Here is an 18,880-nt window from a genome sequence, read left to right on the forward strand (position 1 = left end):
CCGTTTCCCGGCCGACGCCCCCGGACGGTTTCGTCCGGGGGCGTCGGCATGTCTCACTCGCCGGTCAGCGCGGCCTTGGTGCGGGACCACCAGCCGGCGCGCTTGGGCCGGTCCGGATCGGTGGGCTGGGTCAGGACCACCGCCACGGGCTCGGGCGGCGGGGCGGCCTCCTTCGGCGCCGCCTCGAGCGGGGCCTCAACGGTGGGTGCCTCGGTCCGCTCCGCGGCTTCCGGCGCGGAAGCGACCGGCAGGTCGATGGCGACTTCGGCGTGGACCGGGGACGGCGCGGCCTCGACCGCCTCGGCCACCGCCTCCGCGCTCACCGGCTCCTCGGCCGACAGGGCGACCGCATCGGACTCCGTCTCGCCGGACCCGTCCGACTCGCCGCCCTCACGGGTGCGGCCCTCGGCTCGGCCCCGACCGCCCCGGCGGCCGCGACGGCGGCGGCGCGTGCCATCCTCCTCGGTCCGGGCACCCTCGTCCAAGCCGGCGACGGTCTCGTCGGATTCACCACCCTCGGACGCCACGGGCGCGATTGCGGCCTCGGCGAAGTCGGGCGTCTCCTCGGTGCCGCGCGCCTCGTCCTGGTCGTCCTCGTCCTCGCCGTCGGCCTGGCCCTCTTCGGACCGGCCGTCTTCCGAACGGCCTTCCTGGCGACCGCCACGCCGGCGGCGCCGACGACGCCGGCGGCGGCCGTCGCCCTCATCGCGCGTCCCATCTTCGCGGGCGCCGTCCTCGCGCGCGCCGTCCTCGCGCGCCTCGGACCGGCCCTCCTCGGCCTCGCCCTCGGCCTCCGCCTCGGCGTCGTCGCCCTCTTCGGCCTCGTCCTCGTCGTCGAATTCCATGGCGGGCGAGATCGCCTGCGCACGCACGCCCGTGATCGGGCCTTCCGCGCGCTGGGCCGGCTCGCCGCGGTCGAGCTGGAACGCCGTGGTCACCGCCAGCCGCTCATCGGCCGCGATCGTGATCGTGACGCCGAAGCGGACTTCCAGTTCGCGCAGGTGCCCGCGCTTCTGGTTGAGGATGTACAAAGCCACCTCGGTCCGGGTGCGCAGGATCAGGTTGTGGGAGGCGGATTTGAGCAGCGCCTCCTCGATGGAGCGCAGGATGTGCAGCGCCACCGAGGCGGTGGCCCGCACGTAGCCCGAACCGCCGCAATGCACGCACGGGATCGAGGAGGATTCCAGCACGCCGGTGCGGATGCGCTGGCGGCTCATCTCCATCAGGCCGAAGGGCGAGATCCGGCCGACCTGGATGCGGGCGCGGTCGTTCTTCAGGCAGTCGTTGAGCTTCTTCTCGACAGCGCGGTTGTTGCGCTTCTCCTCCATGTCGATGAAGTCGATGACGATCAGGCCCGCGAGGTCGCGCAGGCGCAGCTGGCGGGCGACCTCCTCGGCCGCCTCCAGGTTCGTTCGCAGGGCGGTGTCCTCGATATCGTGCTCACGGGTCGAGCGGCCCGAGTTCACGTCGATCGAGACCAGGGCCTCGGTCGGGTTGATGACGAGGTAGCCGCCGGATTTCAGCGAGACGTGGGTCGAGAACATCGCGTCGAGCTGCTGCTCGACACCGTAGCGGGCGAAGATCGGCGTCGGATCGCGATAAGGCTTCACGACCTTGGACTGGCCGGGCATCAGCATCCGCATGAAGTCCTTGGCCTCGGCATAGGCCTCCTCACCGGAGACCAGCACCTCGTCCAGGTCCTTGTTGTACAGGTCGCGGATCGCCCGCTTGATCAGCGAGCCCTCTTCGTAGACCAGGGCCGGCGCCATCGAGGTCAGGGTCAGCTCGCGGACCGATTCCCACAGCCGCATCAGGTATTCGAAGTCCCGGGCAATCTCGGGCTTGGAGCGCGAGGCGCCGGCGGTGCGCAGGATCACGCCCATGCCATCCGGCACCTCCAGGTCGGCCACGACCTCCTTGAGGCGCTTGCGGTCGGCCGCCGAAGTGATCTTCCGGGAGATGCCGCCGCCGCGGCCGGTATTGGGCATCAGCACCGAGTAGCGGCCGGCGAGCGACAGGTAGGTGGTGAGCGCCGCGCCCTTGGTGCCGCGCTCTTCCTTGACCACCTGCACCAGGATGATCTGGCGGCGCTTGATCACCTCCTGGATCTTGTAGTGGCGGCGATAGTGGCGCGGCCGCTCGGGGATCTCGGCCAGCGCGTCGCCGTTGCCGCCGACCTGGGCGATCCGGGGCTCGGCGTCGGGATCGTCGGAATCCTCATCCGACTCCTCGTCGGACTCGTCCTCGTCATCCTCGTCGGACTCGTCTTCGTCCTCGTCGTCCTCTTCGGACTCCTCGTCTTCCAGGTCGGCCTCGTCGTCGGCCTCGCCGATCACGGACGCGCTCCGGGCGGAGGCGGCCTCGGCGGCGTCCTCGGCGATTGTCTCGGCCGGCGCGTCGGCGACGGTCAGGGCTTCGGCCACGGCGACCACGGCCTCGGGCTCGACCGGGCCGTCATGGTCGGTCGCCTGCGGCTCGGCGACCGGCTCGGCCTTCGGCGCGTCAGTCTGGGCCGTCTCAGCCTGCGCGGGAATGTCCCCGGCGGCTTTCTCGGAGGCGATCGCCTCCTGCACGGCTTCCGGGTTCTCGGCGAGGGTATCGGGCAGGTCGGCGGCAGCCTCGGAGGCGTGCCCCTCGGCGCGATGCTGGGCCTGCGCGGTATCGGCCTCAGAGGCCTGGGCCTCCGAGGACTCGGCGGCCTGCGGCAGGTCCGAATCCTGCCGGGACTCCAGAACCTGCGGAGCCTCGGAATCCTGCCCGGCGTCGAAACCCTGCGGCGCCTCGGACACGTCCTCCGCGCTCGCCGTCTCGTCGGTGCGGGAGCGGGCCTCGGCGCGGCGGCCGCGGGAGCGGCGGGGAGACCGGCGCCGGCGCTCCTCGCGCTCGCGGTGCTCCTCGGCGTCGCGGGCCTCGTCCTCGAGCAGCGCCTGCCGGTCGGCCAGCGGGATCTGGTAATAGTCGGGGTGGATCTCGTTGAAGGCGAGGAAGCCGTGGCGGTTGCCGCCGTACTCGACGAAGGCCGCCTGGAGCGACGGCTCCACCCGGGTGACCTTGGCGAGGTAGATGTTGCCGCGCAGCTGGCGCCGGTTGGCGGCTTCGAAGTCGAACTCTTCGACCCTAGACCCGTGGACCGTGACGACCCGGGTCTCCTCCGGGTGCATCGCGTCGATCAGCATTTTGTTGGCCATGTCGGACTCTCGGCATGGCGGCCGACGTCGTTCTCCGTGCCCGTGGTCCCGGCGGCGCCTCGCCCGACCTCAATATGGTCTGACAGGGTGCCGGCCTCGTTACCGAGGCGGCTGGGTTCGAGGGGAAATTGCCGTCAACCGCCGTTCGGCGCCCTGGGCGCCTGGGGTTGAGTTTGGCCGGTAGGCTGAACGGGCCGGTGCGACGCAGCGCCTGCGCCTCCGGGGCACGCGCAGCGCCATGCTGAGCCGTGCGTCCGTTCATCCTGGTTCCGACCTCGCGAAACAATCTCGACCGGGTGAGACCGGCCGTGAATTCCTGGATGCGGCGGAGGATCTCCACCGCGTCGTGCGACACCTGCCCGATCGGGAAAGACACCCGTCGCCGCAAGGCAGGCCCAAAAAGCCCGCCGCGACGCCGCGTCCGTTTTCTCGAAGGAATTCGGCCGCGTCCGCAAGCCGTTATGACGGCCGGCGGGACCGGAGAAGGGTCAGTATCATTACAGACCGCCGCGGGGATTTGGCAAGGGTCAAGCGCGGGACGATGTCACGGTATCGTCATGGCAAGGTCCGCGCCGCTGCCCGGGGCGACTGGCCTGTAGCCTGCCGAAATGCGCGGCTGAAATGCGCCGGGTCCGAATAACCCAGTTGGTATGCAATCTCGCCGATCGGCAGACCGGGCGTTCTGAGCAGCGCCTCGGCGCGGGTGATCAGGACCTGTCCTCGGATCTTCGCGAAGGACGTCCCCTGGGCCTCAAGGCGCCGTTGTAGCGTTCGGCGCGTCAGCCCGAGCCTGTCGCAGAGCCGGTCTAGCTTCGGCGGGCCGGAGGGTTCACCGGCGCGGAGCAACTCGGTCAGGCAGGCGGCCCAATCGATGGGATCCGGAATCGGGGCGGCCTCGTCCGGCTCGAGGTCCGAGAGCGGACCCGGATTGATCGCATTCAGAATGTCGACTGGGAAGATCAGGCCGGCATGAGGTCCCAGCGTGATGGGGCAGCCGAGCACAGCCTCGATCGTAAGCCGCCCTGGTAATGCCCCGCCGGTCACGATCGCCCGGGTTGGCTGCCAGCTTGGCCCCATGAAATGGCGCACCACACCGAGAAGATAACCGAGGGCAAGAATCTCATTCTCCTGCCGCCCGATCCCGATCAGTTCGGTTACGGCGTAGCCGTATTGAGCCAACGGGCCCCGCACGGTGAGCCCCGTCCAAGTCGCAGTCTGAAGGAGTTTCGGCGTCAGCGCGTGGGCGCGTTCGATCGCATGGCGGAGTGTCGGGGCTGCTGCGACGCGGAGGCCGAGCGGCCCGAGCCCCTGGAGGCCGCTATCGACCGAGAGCCGCGCCGGAAGCGCATCGTCGCCGATCTCCCGAGCGGCGCAGGTGAGAAGCCGAAACTGATCGCGCAACAGCACGGGCCGATCTGGCTCGTCGACCAGACTCGCGGGCAATGCCGCCCGGCGGAATACCCGCGCAACGGAACCACCACTCGCCTCCACAGCCTGGATCACCGGCCCTATCGATCGCGCCCGGGTGAAACCGACTCCGCTCATCGCGTTGCGACGCCCGCGTCGCTGGCGCGAAATGGCAAGAACGTGCGGTTCGCCGCGCTTATCATCCTGGGAACGCCTGAGGCGACCCATCCGAGGTAAGTGTCATGGACCTTCGCGTGCCGGGCGGGAGATATATCGGGCGGCGGATATCCGTGGTGATCCTGCTTGGGAGCGTTCTCACCTCTGCGAGGCTCGCCCAGGCAGCCGAGCCGGTGTTGGCTGTGTTGCCCATCAAGCTCCTCGACACCTCCGCCGAGCCCACCGACCAACGCGCTGCACATACGGAGCGCCTCGCCTCTCTAGGGGCCGATCTCGCCTCGGCGCTCGGGACGCCTGACTTGTACCGGACGCTTCGCGTCAAGCCGGACGATCTGTGTGCGGCCTGCCCGAGTGAGACGCCGGATTGCCTTCTCGGCTTCGTGCGTGCTGCCGGGGCGAGCCTCGCCTTCGTCGGCGTCGTGCACAAGAGCAGCACGCTGATCATGCAGATGTGGGCGCGGATCGTCGATACCGGGTCCGGGCGGGTCCTGTTCACGCGTGAACTGAACTTCCGGGGCGACAACGACGAGGCTTGGCGGCGGGCGACGGAATTTCTCGTCGCGCAGATCCGGTCGGATCCCCCGTCGCAGGCTCGGTGACACGCCGAGCCATCCTCATTCCGCCGCCTCCAGCCGCGGCGCGACGCCATTGAGCGCGGCCGGCTTCGGGCCGCCGGTGGCCCAGTCCAGCAGCTCCACGGTGTGCACGATCGGGATGCCGGTGCCCTTCCCGATCTGCGTGGCGCAGCCGATATTGCCGGTGGCGATCACGTCGGGGCGGATGCGCTCGATATTGGCGACCTTGCGGGCGCGCAGCTTCGCGGCGAGCTCGGGCTGCAGGATGTTGTAGGTCCCGGCCGAGCCGCAGCAGATATGGCCCTCCGGCACGTCCTTGACGGTAAAGCCGGCGCGCTTGAGCAGAGTCTTCGGCTCGGTGCGGATGCCCTGGCCGTGCTGCATCGAGCAGGCCGAATGGTAGGCGACCACGAGGTCGCTCTCCACGGTCTCCGCCAGATCGAGTTGGGCCATGTACTCGGTCACGTCCTTGGCGAGGCTCGAGACCCGCTGCGCCTTCTCGGCATAGGCCGGGTCGTCGCGGAACATGAAGCCGTAATCCTTGATGGTCGTGCCGCAGCCCGAGGCCGTGACCAGGATCGCGTCGAGGCCCTTGGCGATCTCCGCGTCCCAGGCGTCGATCGCCTGCTTGGCCAGCGCGTGGGACGAGGCCTCCTTGCCCATGTGGTGGGTCAGCGCTCCGCAGCAGCCCTCCTCGGCATGGACCACCTCGACCCCGTGCCGGTTGAGCAGCCGGATCGCCGCCGCGTTGAAATCCGGCCGCAGCACGCTCTGGGCGCAGCCGCGCAGCAGGGCGACGCGCTTGTTCGCGGCTCCGCCTTGCGGCGCGAAGCTGCCGGCGCGGTTCGTCGGCTCGCGGCCGGGCAGCCGGGCCGGGGCGAGGTCGAGCATCGCGGCCAGCCGGTTCCCCACCCGGGGCAGCCGCGCCACGAGCCCGCGGAACGGCGCGCCGAGCTTGGCGGCGATCAGGGCCAGCCGGAACCGGTTCGGATAGGGCAGCACCTGCGCGAGCAAGGCGCGCAGGAGTCGGTCACCCGCGGGGCGCGTAAAAGTCGTCTCGATATGCGCCCGGGCGTGGTCGACGAGGTGCATGTAGTGCACCCCCGACGGGCAGGTGGTCATGCAGGACAGGCAGGAGAGGCAGCGGTCGATGTGCTTCACCACCTCCTGCGAGGCCGGCTTGCCGCCCTCCAGCATGTCCTTGATCAGGTAGATCCGCCCGCGCGGGGAATCGAGCTCGTCGCCAAGTAGGAGGTAGGTCGGGCAGGTCGCGGTGCAGAAACCGCAATGCACGCAGGTCCGCAGGATCTTCTCCGACGCCGCCATGGCGGGATCGGCGAGTTGGACGAGGTTGAAATTGGTCTGCACGATGCCTTCCTGCCTGCGCTCCCCGGTCTGGAGGGGAGGGGACCCGTCTCAAACGCCCGCGTACATCCGGCCCGGGTTCAGCACCCCGGCGGGATCGTGCGCCGTCTTGATCCCGGCGGTGATCCGCATCAGCGGGTCCGCCAGGGGCTGGAACACCGGCACGGCCGCCCGCACGGAATCGGGGGCGCGCACCAGCGTCGCGTGGCCGCCCTGGTCGCGCAGAGCGGCGCGCACGGTGGCGGCGCCGGCATCCCCGGCCGAGCCGGTGGCGAGCCAGATCAGGCCGCCGCCCCAATCGTAGAACCAGCGGGCCTCGCGCTGGGCCGCGATCGCCGCCACTAGGGCGGGCCCGTGCGTCGGAGCCGTCGAGATCCGCCACAGGGCCGCGTCGCGGGGCTCGGCCAGGAGGGCGGCATCGCGCACCGCCTGCCACAGGGCGGTGCCGGCCTCGCCCTCCAGAAGCTCAGGCGCGCCGAAGCGCTTGAGCAGGCGGCGCAGCTCGCCGGTGCGGTAATCGATCGACTCCGAGAACCCTTCGAGGCGCATCAGCGTCCGGGCCTCGGGGGCGCCGATGCCGGCGGGCAGGTGCGCCGCGCCGGTGAGCTCGAAGGGCGAGCCCAGGGCTGCCGCCAGGGCCGCCACCGCGCGGGCATCGTCGAGACCAGAGAACACCAGGGTGGCGACCCGCTCGCAGGCCGGCAGCACCTTGAAGGTGACCTCGGTGAGCAGCCCGAGGGTGCCGTGGGCGCCGGCCATCAGCTTCACCAGGTCGAGCCCGGTGACGTTCTTCATCACCCGGCCGCCCGACTTGATTGCCTCGCCGCGCCCGTTGACGAAGCGCACGCCGATCAGGCTGTCCCGGGCCGCCCCGGCATTGATCCGGCGGGGTCCGGCATTGTTGGTCGCCGCCACGGCACCGAGCGTCGGCTCGCCGGTGCTGCCGTAGATTGTGCGAAAGTCCATCGGCTCGAACGGTAGCATCTGGCCCCGGGAGGCGAGCAGCGCCTCGACCTCGGCCAGCGGCGTGCCGGCCCGGGCCGCCACCACCATCTCGGCGGGCTCGTAGAGTGTCACGCCGGTGAGCTTTTGGGCCGAGAGCGTCGCAGTGTCCTGCGCGGGCCGGCCGAGCCCCGCGGCGGTGCCGCCGCCAGCCAGCCGCAGGCGCTCGCCGCGCCCGGACGCCGCCCGCACGATCTCCTCAGCCTCCGCCTCGGTGCCGGGCTCGTAGCCGCCCATCGTCTCCGCCCCGGTTCTTTTTGGACTTGTTCCAGGCCTGGTTTCGCCGGAACCGGCGCCGGATTCAAGCGGAGGCGGCGTCGCGGGCTTGGCGAAGCGCGAAAGTTGAAAATCCGAAGACTACTCGGCCGCGATGGTCCGGTTCGGGCGCAGGCGCCCGGCGACCTGCCGACGCAGGCCGGCGATGTCGAAGATCCAGACCAGCCCCCCGTAGAGCGCTGCTCCGGCCGGGACCAGCACCGCCAGGGCAGCGGCTGGCGGCAGGTGCCGGAACGGCGCCAGCGCCAGCCCCATCGCCCCGCAGGCCAGCGTCGCGGCGCCGATCTGGCCCCAGGGCAGCACGATCCGCTCCGGGCCGGTGAGCGCCCGCCAGCCAAGCCAGAGCGCGGCGGCGGCGAGCCCGAGGGTCTGGGCCAGGGCGACGCCCATCCCGCCCATCAGCCCGGGCAGCAACAGGAGGCCGGCGCCGTTGACCGCGAGCCCGACCAGCGCGGCGGCGATCACCGGAAAAGTCCGGCGGCGGATCTGGAAGACCGGGTTGAGGGCGTAGAACATCATCGACAGGCAGAACAGGCCGGGCATCAGCGCGACGCTGTAGCTCTCGAACGGGCCGCGATAGGCGTCGGGCACCACCAGCCCCTGGAGCGCCGGCAGCACCGCCCAGAACCCGACCGCGCAGGGCGCCAGCAGGGCGAACACCGTGCCGGCATTCTCGGCGACCTGCGCCTCGGCGGCCGCGCGGCCGTGCTGCTCCTCGGCCTGGACGGCGAACTGGAACAGCAGCAGGTCGAGGGCGGTGCCGAGCGTCATCAGCGAGCGCGAGGTGACGTCGGCGGCCAGCGCGAAATAGCCGGCCTCCGCGAAGCCCGCATGGCCGGCGATCGCGCCCCGGTTCACGAAGGCCAGGCACTGATAGGCGGTGTTGGCGGCGATCAGCGGCAGGCCGTAGCGGGCGAAGACGCCCCAGGTGGCGGTCAGGCGCGGCCGCTCGAAAGGATGTTCGGGATCGCGCAAAGGATGACGCAGCAGGAATACCGCGGCGAGCTGGCTGAGCCCGGCCGCCGCCAGCACCCAGGCCGGCTGCGGCAGCCACCAGGCGGCCCCGGCCATCATCAGGAAGGCGAGGACGTTCTTCACCGCCACGAGGCCGAGATAGAGCTTTCCGTCGAACCGGGCCCGGGCCAGGGCCGCGTGGTAGTCGAACACCCCGATGCCGAGGGCGGCGAGCCCGGTGCCGCACAGGACCGCCTCGCGCCCGGCCGCGCCGCCGCCGAAGCCGAACGCCCCGCAGAGAGAAGCCGCGGCGAGCAGCAGCAGGCCGATGCGCAGATAGGCCCGGTCGAGTCCGTGGCGGATCCAGGGCTCGTCCACGCGCACGCGCCCCGAATAGAACCGCGTCGCCGACAGCCGCAGCCACTCGAACAGCACCGTGTTCAGCACGATCGCCCCGGTGGTCGCCAGAGCGAACCGGCCGAAATCAGCCGGCCCGAGCAGCTGGGCGATCAGGAGCCCGAGGACGAAGTTCAGCCCCGCATTGATCACGAAGGCGGCGATCACGGCCATGGACGGCGCCTCATGCGCGGCGAGGTTCTTTCGAGCTGCCCCAGGGATGTAGGCAGGGACCCGTAAGACTCTCCTAACGGGGCGGGAACAGGGCGAGGTCTGACGGGCCTCTACAACCCGCGCTCGTAGCGCCAAGCCTCCATCCCGTCCTCATAATAGGCGGGCTGCACGGCGAAGCGGGTGTAGCCCCGGCGCTCGTACAGGCGGATGCCGGCACCGTTGTCGGAGCGGACTTCGAGGCGCAGGCGGTCGCAGCCATGGGCGCGGGCCTGGGCCTCCGCGGCGTCGAGGAGCTTTCCGCCGAGCCCGAGGCCGCCGCGGTTGGGCGCCACGGCGATCGAGGCGAGGCGGGCGATCCGGCTGCCCCGCCGCCGCTCCAGCACCGCCGCGCCGACCAGGACCGGCTCCCGGTCCCCGTCCGGTCCCGGGATCAAAGCCGCCAGCACATCCATGCTGGGCGACAAGATCGCGTGGCGGATCGCCCGTCGCTCGGCCCGGTCGGTGGCGAAGGCCGCGTGTTCCAGGGCGACCAGGGCGTCGAGATCGGCGAGGCCGGCCGCCCGGATCAAAGGCTGCGGGAGCTCTTCTCCGTGTGACGCGCGCATGAGGGTGTTCATGGGGGCGCTCACGCGTCGGCCGCGTCGGATCGCGCGCCTGCGGGTTTGAACACGGCTTCGGGATCATGCGCGCGGGCAAGGCGATCAAGCGCGGCTCTCGATCTGTTCGGCCCGGCCATCGCACGCTCGTCTGAGGGACATCGCTCCGGCGGTGAGATGCCCGCTTCCGGTCCGCTTGGGAAGCCCGCGGACCCGGCCGCCGCCGCCGAAATGCGCCGTTTTTGCAACGGCGGAGACCGACTGGGAATTGCGTGGGGAAATGCGGCTCGATCGGGCCCGAAACCCCTTGTTGTCGAGGGCCGATCTCCGTATATGCGCCCTGCCCAATTTCGCACGTGCCTGTGGCCGCGTGCCGGTTGGTGGGCATCCGGTCAACTGCCGGACAGCCGCCAGGGGTCTTAAAGGATCGATGGTCGCAAGGGTGGATCCCTACGGCCGGCATCCAGGTGGCAACACCGGACCCCGACAACAACCGGCAGCCGGAGGCGAAACCGGCGAACCCCGCTCTCCACGGGGGACGCAGCTTAAAGCAACGACGAACGGGCTTTTTTGGTCTCGTCGGCCCTCCAAAGGCCGGCACCGAAGAGGCTTGTTTCTCTTTGCCCGGCGTGCGGTGGGGGTCCTCCCTTCCAATCCACGGCAGCTTCCGGGTGCTCTGCGCCCGCCTGGATCGACGCGTCTCCAAAGCGCGTGGGTCCGCGCGACGCATCGCCCCCTGACGCCGGCGACCCGTTGGGTCGTCACATCGACAGCGCGCCCGCAGGACGGGCGCTCGCGAACCCGTGCCGGGAGACGACCATGACCGATCGCATCCGTGATTTCCTGCGCGTGCGCCGTGACCTCGGTCAGGACGAGGGGCCCGTGATGGTCCTCGACCTCGATGTCGTGCGCGACAACTACACCGCCTTCGCGCGCTCCCTGCCGGACACCCGCGTGTTCTACGCGGTGAAGGCCAACCCGGCCCCCGAGGTGCTGCGCCTGCTCGCCGAGATGGGCTCCTGCTTCGACACCGCCTCGGTGGCCGAGATGGAGATGGCGCTCGCCGCCGGCGCCACCCCGGACCGGATCTCCTTCGGCAACACCATCAAGAAGGAGCGCTGCATCGGCCGCGCGCTCAAGCTCGGCATCCGCCTGTTCGCGGTGGATTGCCAGGCCGAGGTCGAGAAGATCGTCCGGGCCGCCGAGGCCATGGAGGTCGCGGCCTCCGACGTGTGCGTGTTCTGCCGCATCCTGTGCGACGGCGCCGGCGCCGATTGGCCGCTCTCGCGCAAGTTCGGCTGCGTGCCCGAGATGGCGACCGACGTGCTCGAGCACGCCCACCGGCACGGGCTGGAGGCCTACGGCATCTCGTTCCATGTCGGCTCGCAGCAGGGCAACACCGAGGCCTGGGACGGGGCCTTGGGCTCCGCGGCGGCGATCTTCCGCGAATGTGCCGAGCGCGGCATCTTCCTGTCGATGGTCAATCTCGGCGGCGGCTTCCCGACCAAGTACCTCAAGGCGGTGCCGGGCGTGGAGAGCTACGGCGAGGCGATCTTCCGCGGCCTGACCAAGCATTTCGGCAACCAGATCCCGGAGACGATCATCGAGCCGGGCCGCGGCATGGTCGGCAATGCCGGCCTGATCGAGGCCGAGGTTGTGCTGGTGTCGAAGAAGTCCGCGGATGCCGACGAGGTGCGCTGGGTCTATCTCGACATCGGCAAGTTCGGCGGCCTGGCCGAGACCATGGACGAGTCGATCCGCTACCCGATCCGCACCACCCGGGACGGAGACCGGACCGAGCCCTGCGTCATCGCCGGGCCGACCTGCGACTCGGTGGACGTGCTCTACGAGCGGCAGCTCTACCCGCTGCCGGTCTCGCTCTCGATCGGCGACAAGGTCCTGATCGAGGGCACGGGCGCCTACACCACGACCTACGCGGCGGTGGCCTTCAACGGCTTCCCGCCCCTCCAGCAGATCGTCATCTGATTTTTTCGGACTGTTCCGGCGGCCTAGGGCCGCTGGACATCGATCTCCAAAAATCGCACGGATGGGGGTGCTCGGCCCGCCATCCGAAAACAGCTTCTCCCGCTTGTCGGCCCGGGGAGGGCACAGTCATGATCGAGATCCGTGCGGAGCGCATCCATGACGTCCCAGCGCGCGAGCGCCTCTTGGACGCGTGCTTTGCCGGCAATCGACGCGCCAGGACCTCGGAGCGCCTGCGCGAGGGCCGTCTGCCCGCCCGCGGCCTCGCCTTCGCGGCCACCCGGCATGGCCGCCTCGTCGGCACCCTGCGCCTGTGGCACGTCGAGGCCGGGCTCGCCCGCCCTGCGCTGCTGCTCGGGCCGCTCGCGGTCGATCCGGAGATCCAGGGCCAGGGGCTCGGCTCGGTGATGATGCAGGCTGCCCTCGGCCGGGCGGAATCCCTCGGCCACGGCGCCGTGCTGCTGGTGGGCGACGCGCCGTACTACGTCCGGTTCGGCTTCGACCGGGCGCTGGCGGATGGGCTCACCCTGCCGGGCCCGTTCGAGCGTGCGCGGTTCCTCGGCCTGGAACTGCGCCCGGGGGCACTCACGGGCGCCGAGGGGATGGTCCGGGCCACGGGCGTCCTCGCTCCGGTCGAGACGGTGTCGGACGAGGCCGCGGTCGCGCGACGACGCGCCGCCTGATCTGTCACGCCAGGACCGGTCCCGGTGAGCGTGGGACCGGTCTCAGTGGATCGTCTCACCCTTCTCGATGGCCGACGGGGTGGGCGCGACCGCCATCTTCTGCGCGATCTCCTGGCCGACCCGGAACAGGGCCTCCCGCAGGGGCGCCAGCGCCGACTTGCCGCCATCCACCTCGATCAGGCCATGCGCGATCAGCAGGTGGTCGGCCACGAGGTCGAGGGTCGAGGCGGGAGCCGTGGAGGGACGCGGCGGCGGCGGCACGAATCGGCCGAGACCGCCTTGCGCCTCGGTCTCGGTGCCGCCGGGCGCGAGCTCGGTGATCGAGCCGAGGAAGCCCAGGAAGGTCTGATTCGGTGGCCCGTAGGAGGGCACCGCCCCGGCCGCCGCCCAGATCGAGCCACCCCCGTCCCGGGCCAGGCGGAACCGGACGACGAACTCCGCCTGGGCCTGCGCCGCCTCCTTGATGACGGCCCGCAAGACCGCGCCGTCCTCGGTGTGGAGCCGCTCGAACCAGCCCTGCCCGACCGCGTCCTGCCGATCCTGCCCGGTGAGGCCGTGCCATTCGGGGCTGACATAGGTCAGCGCCCCGGCAGCGTCGGTCATGAAGATCATCGTTTGGCCTCCGGTCGCGGATGGCGGCTCGATCGGCACATTCGCAAATCGGGAGCACGGGGTGCATCGGCAATCGCGCAGGGCCGCGGCCCGTTCCGGATAAGCTGACAGGAAAGTCGGAATGCCGCGGATTCCTCCGTCGGCGCCGCAGCCCGAGCATACCGGCGATGCGCCCGGTTGCGGCGGCGTCCACCGCCCTGGCCGCCATCGTGCATTGCGCCCGGCGACCGCGATCCCGCATAGACGGGGCGCCGGTTTCCCCAGAAGGCCTTTTGACCGATGCAGATCGCCACGCCTTATCTGATGTTCCTGGGCGACGTGCCCGACACGCTGGCGGCCAAGACCGCCTACGGCATCAAGGATTGGCGCCCGGACTGGTGCGTCGGCCAGATGCGGCTCCCCGGCTGCGCCGCCGATCTCGGCATCCCCGACATGACCCTGCCGGAGGCCTTGGCCAAGGGCTGCCGGACCCTGGTGATCGGCGTCGTCAATGCCGGCGGCGTGCTGCCGGACCATTGGGTGAAGGAGATCGTGGCGGCGATCGAGGCCGGGCTCGACGTGGCGAGCGGCCTGCACGTCAAGCTCGGCGCGGTCCCGGCCATCGCCGAGGCCGCCGCACGGCGCGGCCGGCAGCTCCACGACGTGCGCCACACCGACGAGCGCTTCCCCACCGGCAAGGGTACCAAGCGCGCGGGCCGGCGCCTGCTCACCGTCGGCACCGATTGCTCGGTCGGCAAGAAGTACACCGTGCTGGCCCTGGAGCGCGGCATGCGCGAGCGCGGCCTCGACGCGGATTTCTGCGCCACCGGCCAGACCGGCGTGTTCATCTCCGGCCGGGGCGTCGCCATCGACGCCGTGGTGGCCGACTTCATCTCCGGCGCCGTCGAGACGATCTCCCCCGAGGCCGCACCGAATCACTGGGACCTGATCGAGGGCCAGGGCTCGCTGTTCCACCCGTCTTTCGCGGGCGTCAGCCTCGGGCTGCTGCACGGCGCCCAGGCGGATGCCTTCGTGGTCTGCCACGAGCCCACCCGCACCACCATGCGCGGCGTGAAGCACCCCCTGCCGACCCTCCAGCAGGTGATCGACCTCAATGTGCAGCTCGGCAGCCTGACCAACCCGGCGATCCGCCCGGTGGGGATCTCCGTGAACACACAGGCGCTCGGCGAGAGCGAGGCGAAGGCGCTGCTGGAAAAGCTCGCCGCGGAGCACGGCCTGCCCGCCACCGATCCGGTGCGCTTCGGCGTCGCCGGGCTGGTCGACCGGATCGTCGCCGATTTCCCGGAGGTCTGACATGACTCGCCGCCTGACCCTGTCCGTCGAGCGCTTCCCGATCGCCGGGGCCTTCACGATCTCCCGCGGCAGCCGCACCGAGATCGCCGTGGTGGTGGCGACGATCACGGACGCGAACGGGGTCGGGCGCGGCGAATGCGTGCCCTATCCGCGCTACGGCGAGAGCGTCGAGAGCGTCGTCGCCCTGATCGAGGCGCAGGCCGATGCCATCGCCGCCGGGATCGGGCGGGACGAACTCACAGCGCGGATGAAGGCGGGCGCTGCGCGCAACGCCCTCGACTGCGCCCTGTTCGACCTGGAGGCCAAGCTCCAGGGCCGCCGGGCCTGGGAGATCGCCGGGCTGGCCGTCCCCGCCCCGGCGGTGACCGCCTACACGCTGAGCCTCGGCACACCCGAGAGCATGGGCGAGGCCGCCCGGGCCGCCTCCCACCGGCCGCTGCTCAAGGTCAAACTTGGCGGGGAAGGCGACCCCGAGCGCATCGCCGCCGTGCGGGCGGGCGCGCCGCAAGCGCGGCTGATCGTCGACGCCAACGAGGCGTGGCGGCCGGAAACGGTCGAAGCCAACCTCGCGGCCTGCCTGGAAGCCGGCGTCGCCCTGATCGAGCAGCCGCTCCCGGCCGATGCCGACGCCCTGCTCGCCGAGATCCCACACCCGGTCCCGGTCTGCGCCGACGAGAGCCTGCACGACCGCGCCGGCCTCGACGCCTTGGCTGGCCTCTACGACGCGATCAACATCAAGCTCGACAAGACCGGCGGCCTCACCGAGGCGGTGCTGCTGGCCCGCGAGGCCAAGGCCCGCGGCCTCTCCGTGATGGTCGGCTGCATGCTCGGCACCTCGCTCGGCATGGCCCCCGCCACGCTGCTGGCGTCCCAGGCCGATTTCGTCGATCTCGACGGCCCGCTGCTCCTCGCCCGCGACCGCGACCCGCCGCTGCGTTACGACGGGAGCATCGTGCACCCGCCGGAGCCGGATTTGTGGGGGTAGGGGAGGCTGGCGGCAGCCATCGATGGTGGTGGATCGCGGCCGCGTTTAACCGGCTCTCCTCCGCCGCGAAGCCGTAACCGTCCCGGTTCAGGCCGCCCGGACTGTCGCGAGGAAGCGGAGGACTTCGCCGTTCAGATGCTCGGATTGGTGTGACAACTCGGAGGCCGCCGACAGCACCTGATTGGCCGCCGCCCCCGTCGCTTCCGAAGCGCGCGCGACGCCCGTGATGTTGCTCGTCACCTCGCTGGTGCCGGTGGACGCCTGAGCGACGTTGCGAACGATTTCCTGCGTCGCCGCACCCTGTTGTTCGACGGCGGCGGCGATCGAGGTTGCAACGCCGTTGATCTCGCGGATGCGCGTAGTGATCGAGCCGATCGCCGCCACCGCTTGGCTCGCCACGCCCTGGATCTGGCTGATCTGGCCGCTGATCTCCTCCGTCGCCCGTGCCGTCTGCGTGGCCAGTTCCTTGACCTCGGTGGCGACCACCGCGAAGCCCCGACCGGCCTCGCCGGCGCGCGCCGCCTCGATGGTGGCGTTGAGCGCCAGAAGATTGGTCTGGCTCGCGATGTTGGAGATCAGCCCGACCATGTCGCCGATTCGGGACGAGGCTTGGCCGAGGGCCTGGACGAGCTGCAGGGTCTGGTCCGCCTCGCCGACCGCCGTCCGTGCCAGATCGGATGAGCCCGACACTTGACGCCCGATCTCCTGCACGGACGATCCGAGTTCCTCGGCCGCCGCAGCGACGGTGTTGACGTTGGCCGCGGCTTGTTCGGCGGCGGCCGCAACCGACCCGGACTGGTTTGCGGTTTCGCCCGCCGTGATCGTCATGGACTGTGCGGTCGTCTGAAGTTCCGTGGCGGCGGAGGAGACCATGCCGACGATACCGCCGACCGCGTCTTCGAAAGCATCGGCCATCTGGCGCATGCCGGCCTTGCGCTGTTCCTCGGCAGAAGCCCGGGCCAGCACCGTTTCCTCTTCCAGTTGACGCGTCCGCACCAGATTTTCCCGAGACGCCTCGACGGCAGCGGCAATGGAACCAACCTCGTTGGTGCGGTCCGTGTAAGGAACCGAGGCGTCGACATCGCCGGAAGCCTAATTCCGCATGCGCAGGATCAGGCGGTCGATCGGTCGCGTAACGCCGACGAGCACATAGACGATGCCGGCCAGCCCAAACGCGAAGGATACGCTGCAGAGCAGGCCGATGATCCAGAGGGCATGCACATAGGTTGCTTCGGATTTGATCTTGGCTTCGTCGCCCCCCGAAACATTCAAGGCCGTGCTTCGATCGAGCGACTCGATCGAAGCATCGAACGGCTTGCGGGACGCCTGAAAAATTTCGTTCAGGACCCCCTGATCCTTTGCTTGCGCAGCAGACATGATCCGCGATCGGAATTCTAGGTAAGCGCTCCAGTTCTGCTGATAGGCAATCCAGGCGGCTCGTTCTTCCGGGCTCGCGATCAGCGGTTCATAGCGGGTTGCGACGGCTTCGACGTCCTTGAGGCGGCGAGCCGACACCAAATCGAGTTCCGGAACGGGCTCGATTGCCGTCACGTATCGGGCGTCGACAAGTCGGAGTCGTGTCACTTTGTATTTCAGCTCGCCAAGGGCTTGTACGCTGGGCATCCAGTTATCGGATAGATCGCGGGCATTGGCGTTGACGGCGCGCAACTGCAGCGCGCTCATGGCACCTTGAACGAGGAAGCCGATCGCGAGCAGCCCGATCAGGCCTCTCAGAACAAACGATATTCTCATGCGCATCACCAGATCCCCGTTAGAGGGGCGTACAAACGCCCGCTAAATTGATAGTTAAATTTCGAGAATAAGTTTCAGGATGAGGTAGGCAGATGCTGTCTTCCTGAGCTGCTGAGACCTGGGCTGCCGCCGTCAGTTGTCGATGCAATGATCGACGCAAATACTTTAGTGCAGCATTCAATGTAGATATTTATGTTTGAACTTGGCTCCAATATCAGTTGCGCCGGGGTTGTGCTGATAGGAGTCTTTTCTATTGGGAGAACGACAGCTTATTCCGCCAGCTCCAAAGAATGCCGTCCCTCCCGATCATCGATCTCGATGATCCAGAGATCGGAGTCGAACCGGATTTCCTTGGTCAGCCGCTCCTCGACGTCGAGCGGGGTGGCGCCCGTGACCAGGGCGGCGAAACGGCGGTCGCCGCTGTCCTCGGCCTCGAACAGGGCCTGGGGGGCGGGGCCGTAGAGATCGGCGGTGCCGTCGAGGCGGTCGACCTTCACGAAGATCGCGCCGGCCTCCGGCGAGCCGCGTCGGCGCAGCACCGCCGGGATGCCCTCGACCCCGAGGCGGCGCAGGTGGGCCGAGACCCAGAAATCGGAGCGCAGGCGCATGCGTGTCGGGCCTTCCGGAAGCGGGACGCTGCCGGTCGCGACCAACTAGAGTCGTTTCCGATCGCGTTGCAATCGGGCTCGCCACAGGTTCTTGACGAGACGCGCGCGGCGCCGAACCGGCCTCCACTTCGGCGGCGTGCGCTCTATCCCTGGCCGGCGCGGGACATCAGCGCGCGCAGGGTCCGGCCCGCGGCCTCGCCGGTCACCGGCAGCTTGGCGCTCCGCTCGAACTTCTCGATCGCCGCCCGGGTGCCGGGCCCCATGGCCCCGTCTGGCTTGACCGGATAGCCGAGCTTCGACAGCGCCTTCTGCGCCCGCAGCACCGGATCGGCCGGCGTCTCGGGCTTAGCCGTCTTCGCCGCCTCCTTGGGCGCGTCCTTCGGCACAGGCTTGGCGGCCGTCCGGGCCGCCACGGCCCGGGGCGTCACCGAGGCGGTGGTCTCGTCGGAGCGGATCAGGTCGGCGATCGGGTCCCTAGCGGCCTGCTTGGCGGGGGCGGCCCGGTCGGGCTGCGTCGGCTCCTTGACGACATCCCGGATCGCCTCCTTCGCGGTCGGTGTCGGCTCGCGGGGGGCGGGGGCCTTCTGGGTCGCGACCTTGGGCAGGATCGGCGCCGGATGGCGGCCGGATTGATGGCCGAGCGCGTTGAAGCAGATGAAGCCCGCCGCGCCCACGGCCACGACGCTGCTCAGCACCGTGCCCGGGCTGTTCCGGCACGAGGCGCCCGTCGCCTTCACCGCACCGACCAGCACGCCGCGCCAATCGCTCGGGGCGGCGGCGCGGCGTGTCGCCGGACGGCGGACGGCGCGGGCCTCGCCCGGAACGGTGATCTCGCGGTAGCCTGACATCGTGTC

The 18,880-nt window shown here is 70.1% G+C and carries 14 protein-coding genes and 1 pseudogene; 5 read left to right on the forward strand and 10 right to left on the reverse strand.

All coding sequences use genetic code 11. From position 1 onward, the window contains the following. Positions 1-53: 53 nt before the first annotated feature. Together BM228_RS06385 and BM228_RS06390 are read right to left on the reverse strand one after the other, a co-directional pair. A complete protein-coding gene (locus BM228_RS06385; protein ID WP_092038245.1) occupies positions 54-3,188 on the reverse strand; it encodes an Rne/Rng family ribonuclease in 3,135 nt (1,044 codons plus the stop codon). A gap of 555 nt (positions 3,189-3,743) precedes the next feature. Further along, positions 3,744-4,691, reverse strand: a complete 948-nt coding sequence (locus BM228_RS06390; protein ID WP_244537039.1) for a helix-turn-helix transcriptional regulator — start codon at positions 4,689-4,691, stop codon at positions 3,744-3,746. 263 nt (positions 4,692-4,954) lie between these two features. On the opposite strand from BM228_RS06390, the gene BM228_RS06395 reads away from it, so the two are divergent. Continuing rightward, a complete protein-coding gene (locus BM228_RS06395; protein WP_244537047.1) occupies positions 4,955-5,371 on the forward strand; it encodes a DUF2380 domain-containing protein in 417 nt (138 codons plus the stop codon). 15 nt (positions 5,372-5,386) lie between these two features. Here the strand turns inward: BM228_RS06395 and glcF are convergent, their stop codons facing one another. The 4 genes from glcF to BM228_RS06415 all read right to left on the reverse strand — a co-directional run bounded on the left by glcF (position 5,387) and on the right by BM228_RS06415 (position 10,131). Next, positions 5,387-6,715: a glycolate oxidase subunit GlcF gene (gene glcF, locus BM228_RS06400; RefSeq protein WP_092038251.1), complete on the reverse strand. Its 1,329-nt coding sequence runs from the start codon at positions 6,713-6,715 to the stop codon at positions 5,387-5,389. 48 nt (positions 6,716-6,763) lie between these two features. Continuing rightward, positions 6,764-7,951 (reverse strand): glycolate oxidase subunit GlcE, encoded by a 1,188-nt coding sequence (gene glcE / locus BM228_RS06405; protein ID WP_092038253.1) that lies wholly within the window; start codon positions 7,949-7,951, stop codon positions 6,764-6,766. 120 nt (positions 7,952-8,071) lie between these two features. Then, entirely contained in the window at positions 8,072-9,514 is a 1,443-nt protein-coding gene (locus BM228_RS06410) for a lipopolysaccharide biosynthesis protein (RefSeq protein WP_092038255.1), read from the reverse strand. Between the two features lie 110 nt (positions 9,515-9,624). Then, complete coding sequence (locus tag BM228_RS06415) at positions 9,625-10,131, reverse strand: GNAT family N-acetyltransferase (protein WP_092038257.1); 507 nt, start codon at positions 10,129-10,131, stop codon at positions 9,625-9,627. Positions 10,132-10,929: 798 nt separating this feature from the next. Here BM228_RS06415 and BM228_RS06420 point away from each other — a divergent pair. Then, the gene (locus BM228_RS06420) at positions 10,930-12,096 is read left to right on the forward strand and encodes a type III PLP-dependent enzyme (RefSeq protein ID WP_092038259.1); all 1,167 of its coding nucleotides are present in this window, start codon (positions 10,930-10,932) and stop codon (positions 12,094-12,096) included. A 128-nt stretch (positions 12,097-12,224) separates the two neighbouring features. Next, positions 12,225-12,776 (forward strand): GNAT family N-acetyltransferase, encoded by a 552-nt coding sequence (locus BM228_RS06425; protein ID WP_092038261.1) that lies wholly within the window; start codon positions 12,225-12,227, stop codon positions 12,774-12,776. A 42-nt stretch (positions 12,777-12,818) separates the two neighbouring features. Here the strand turns inward: BM228_RS06425 and BM228_RS06430 are convergent, their stop codons facing one another. Then, entirely contained in the window at positions 12,819-13,379 is a 561-nt protein-coding gene (locus BM228_RS06430; RefSeq protein ID WP_244537040.1) for a PAS domain-containing protein, read from the reverse strand. Between the two features lie 288 nt (positions 13,380-13,667). On the opposite strand from BM228_RS06430, the gene dgcN reads away from it, so the two are divergent. Continuing rightward, on the forward strand, positions 13,668-14,681 hold the full coding sequence (gene dgcN / locus BM228_RS06435) for an N-acetyltransferase DgcN (RefSeq protein ID WP_092038265.1): 1,014 nt from the start codon (positions 13,668-13,670) through the stop codon (positions 14,679-14,681). 1 nt (position 14,682) lies between these two features. Further along, a complete protein-coding gene (dgcA, locus tag BM228_RS06440; protein WP_092038267.1) occupies positions 14,683-15,666 on the forward strand; it encodes an N-acetyl-D-Glu racemase DgcA in 984 nt (327 codons plus the stop codon). 87 nt (positions 15,667-15,753) lie between these two features. Here dgcA and BM228_RS06445 read toward each other — a convergent pair. The 3 genes and pseudogenes from BM228_RS06445 to BM228_RS06455 form a co-directional block, all read right to left on the reverse strand. Continuing rightward, positions 15,754-17,424, reverse strand: a pseudogene (locus BM228_RS06445) (methyl-accepting chemotaxis protein). 263 nt (positions 17,425-17,687) lie between these two features. Further along, entirely contained in the window at positions 17,688-18,026 is a 339-nt protein-coding gene (locus BM228_RS06450; RefSeq protein ID WP_092038347.1) for a DUF1491 family protein, read from the reverse strand. A 143-nt stretch (positions 18,027-18,169) separates the two neighbouring features. Beyond that, the gene (locus tag BM228_RS06455; RefSeq protein ID WP_092038269.1) at positions 18,170-18,874 is read right to left on the reverse strand and encodes a peptidoglycan-binding domain-containing protein; all 705 of its coding nucleotides are present in this window, start codon (positions 18,872-18,874) and stop codon (positions 18,170-18,172) included. Positions 18,875-18,880: the final 6 nt, after the last annotated feature.

The organism is Methylobacterium pseudosasicola, assembly GCF_900114535.1.
GTDB lineage: Bacteria > Pseudomonadota > Alphaproteobacteria > Rhizobiales > Beijerinckiaceae > Methylobacterium > Methylobacterium pseudosasicola.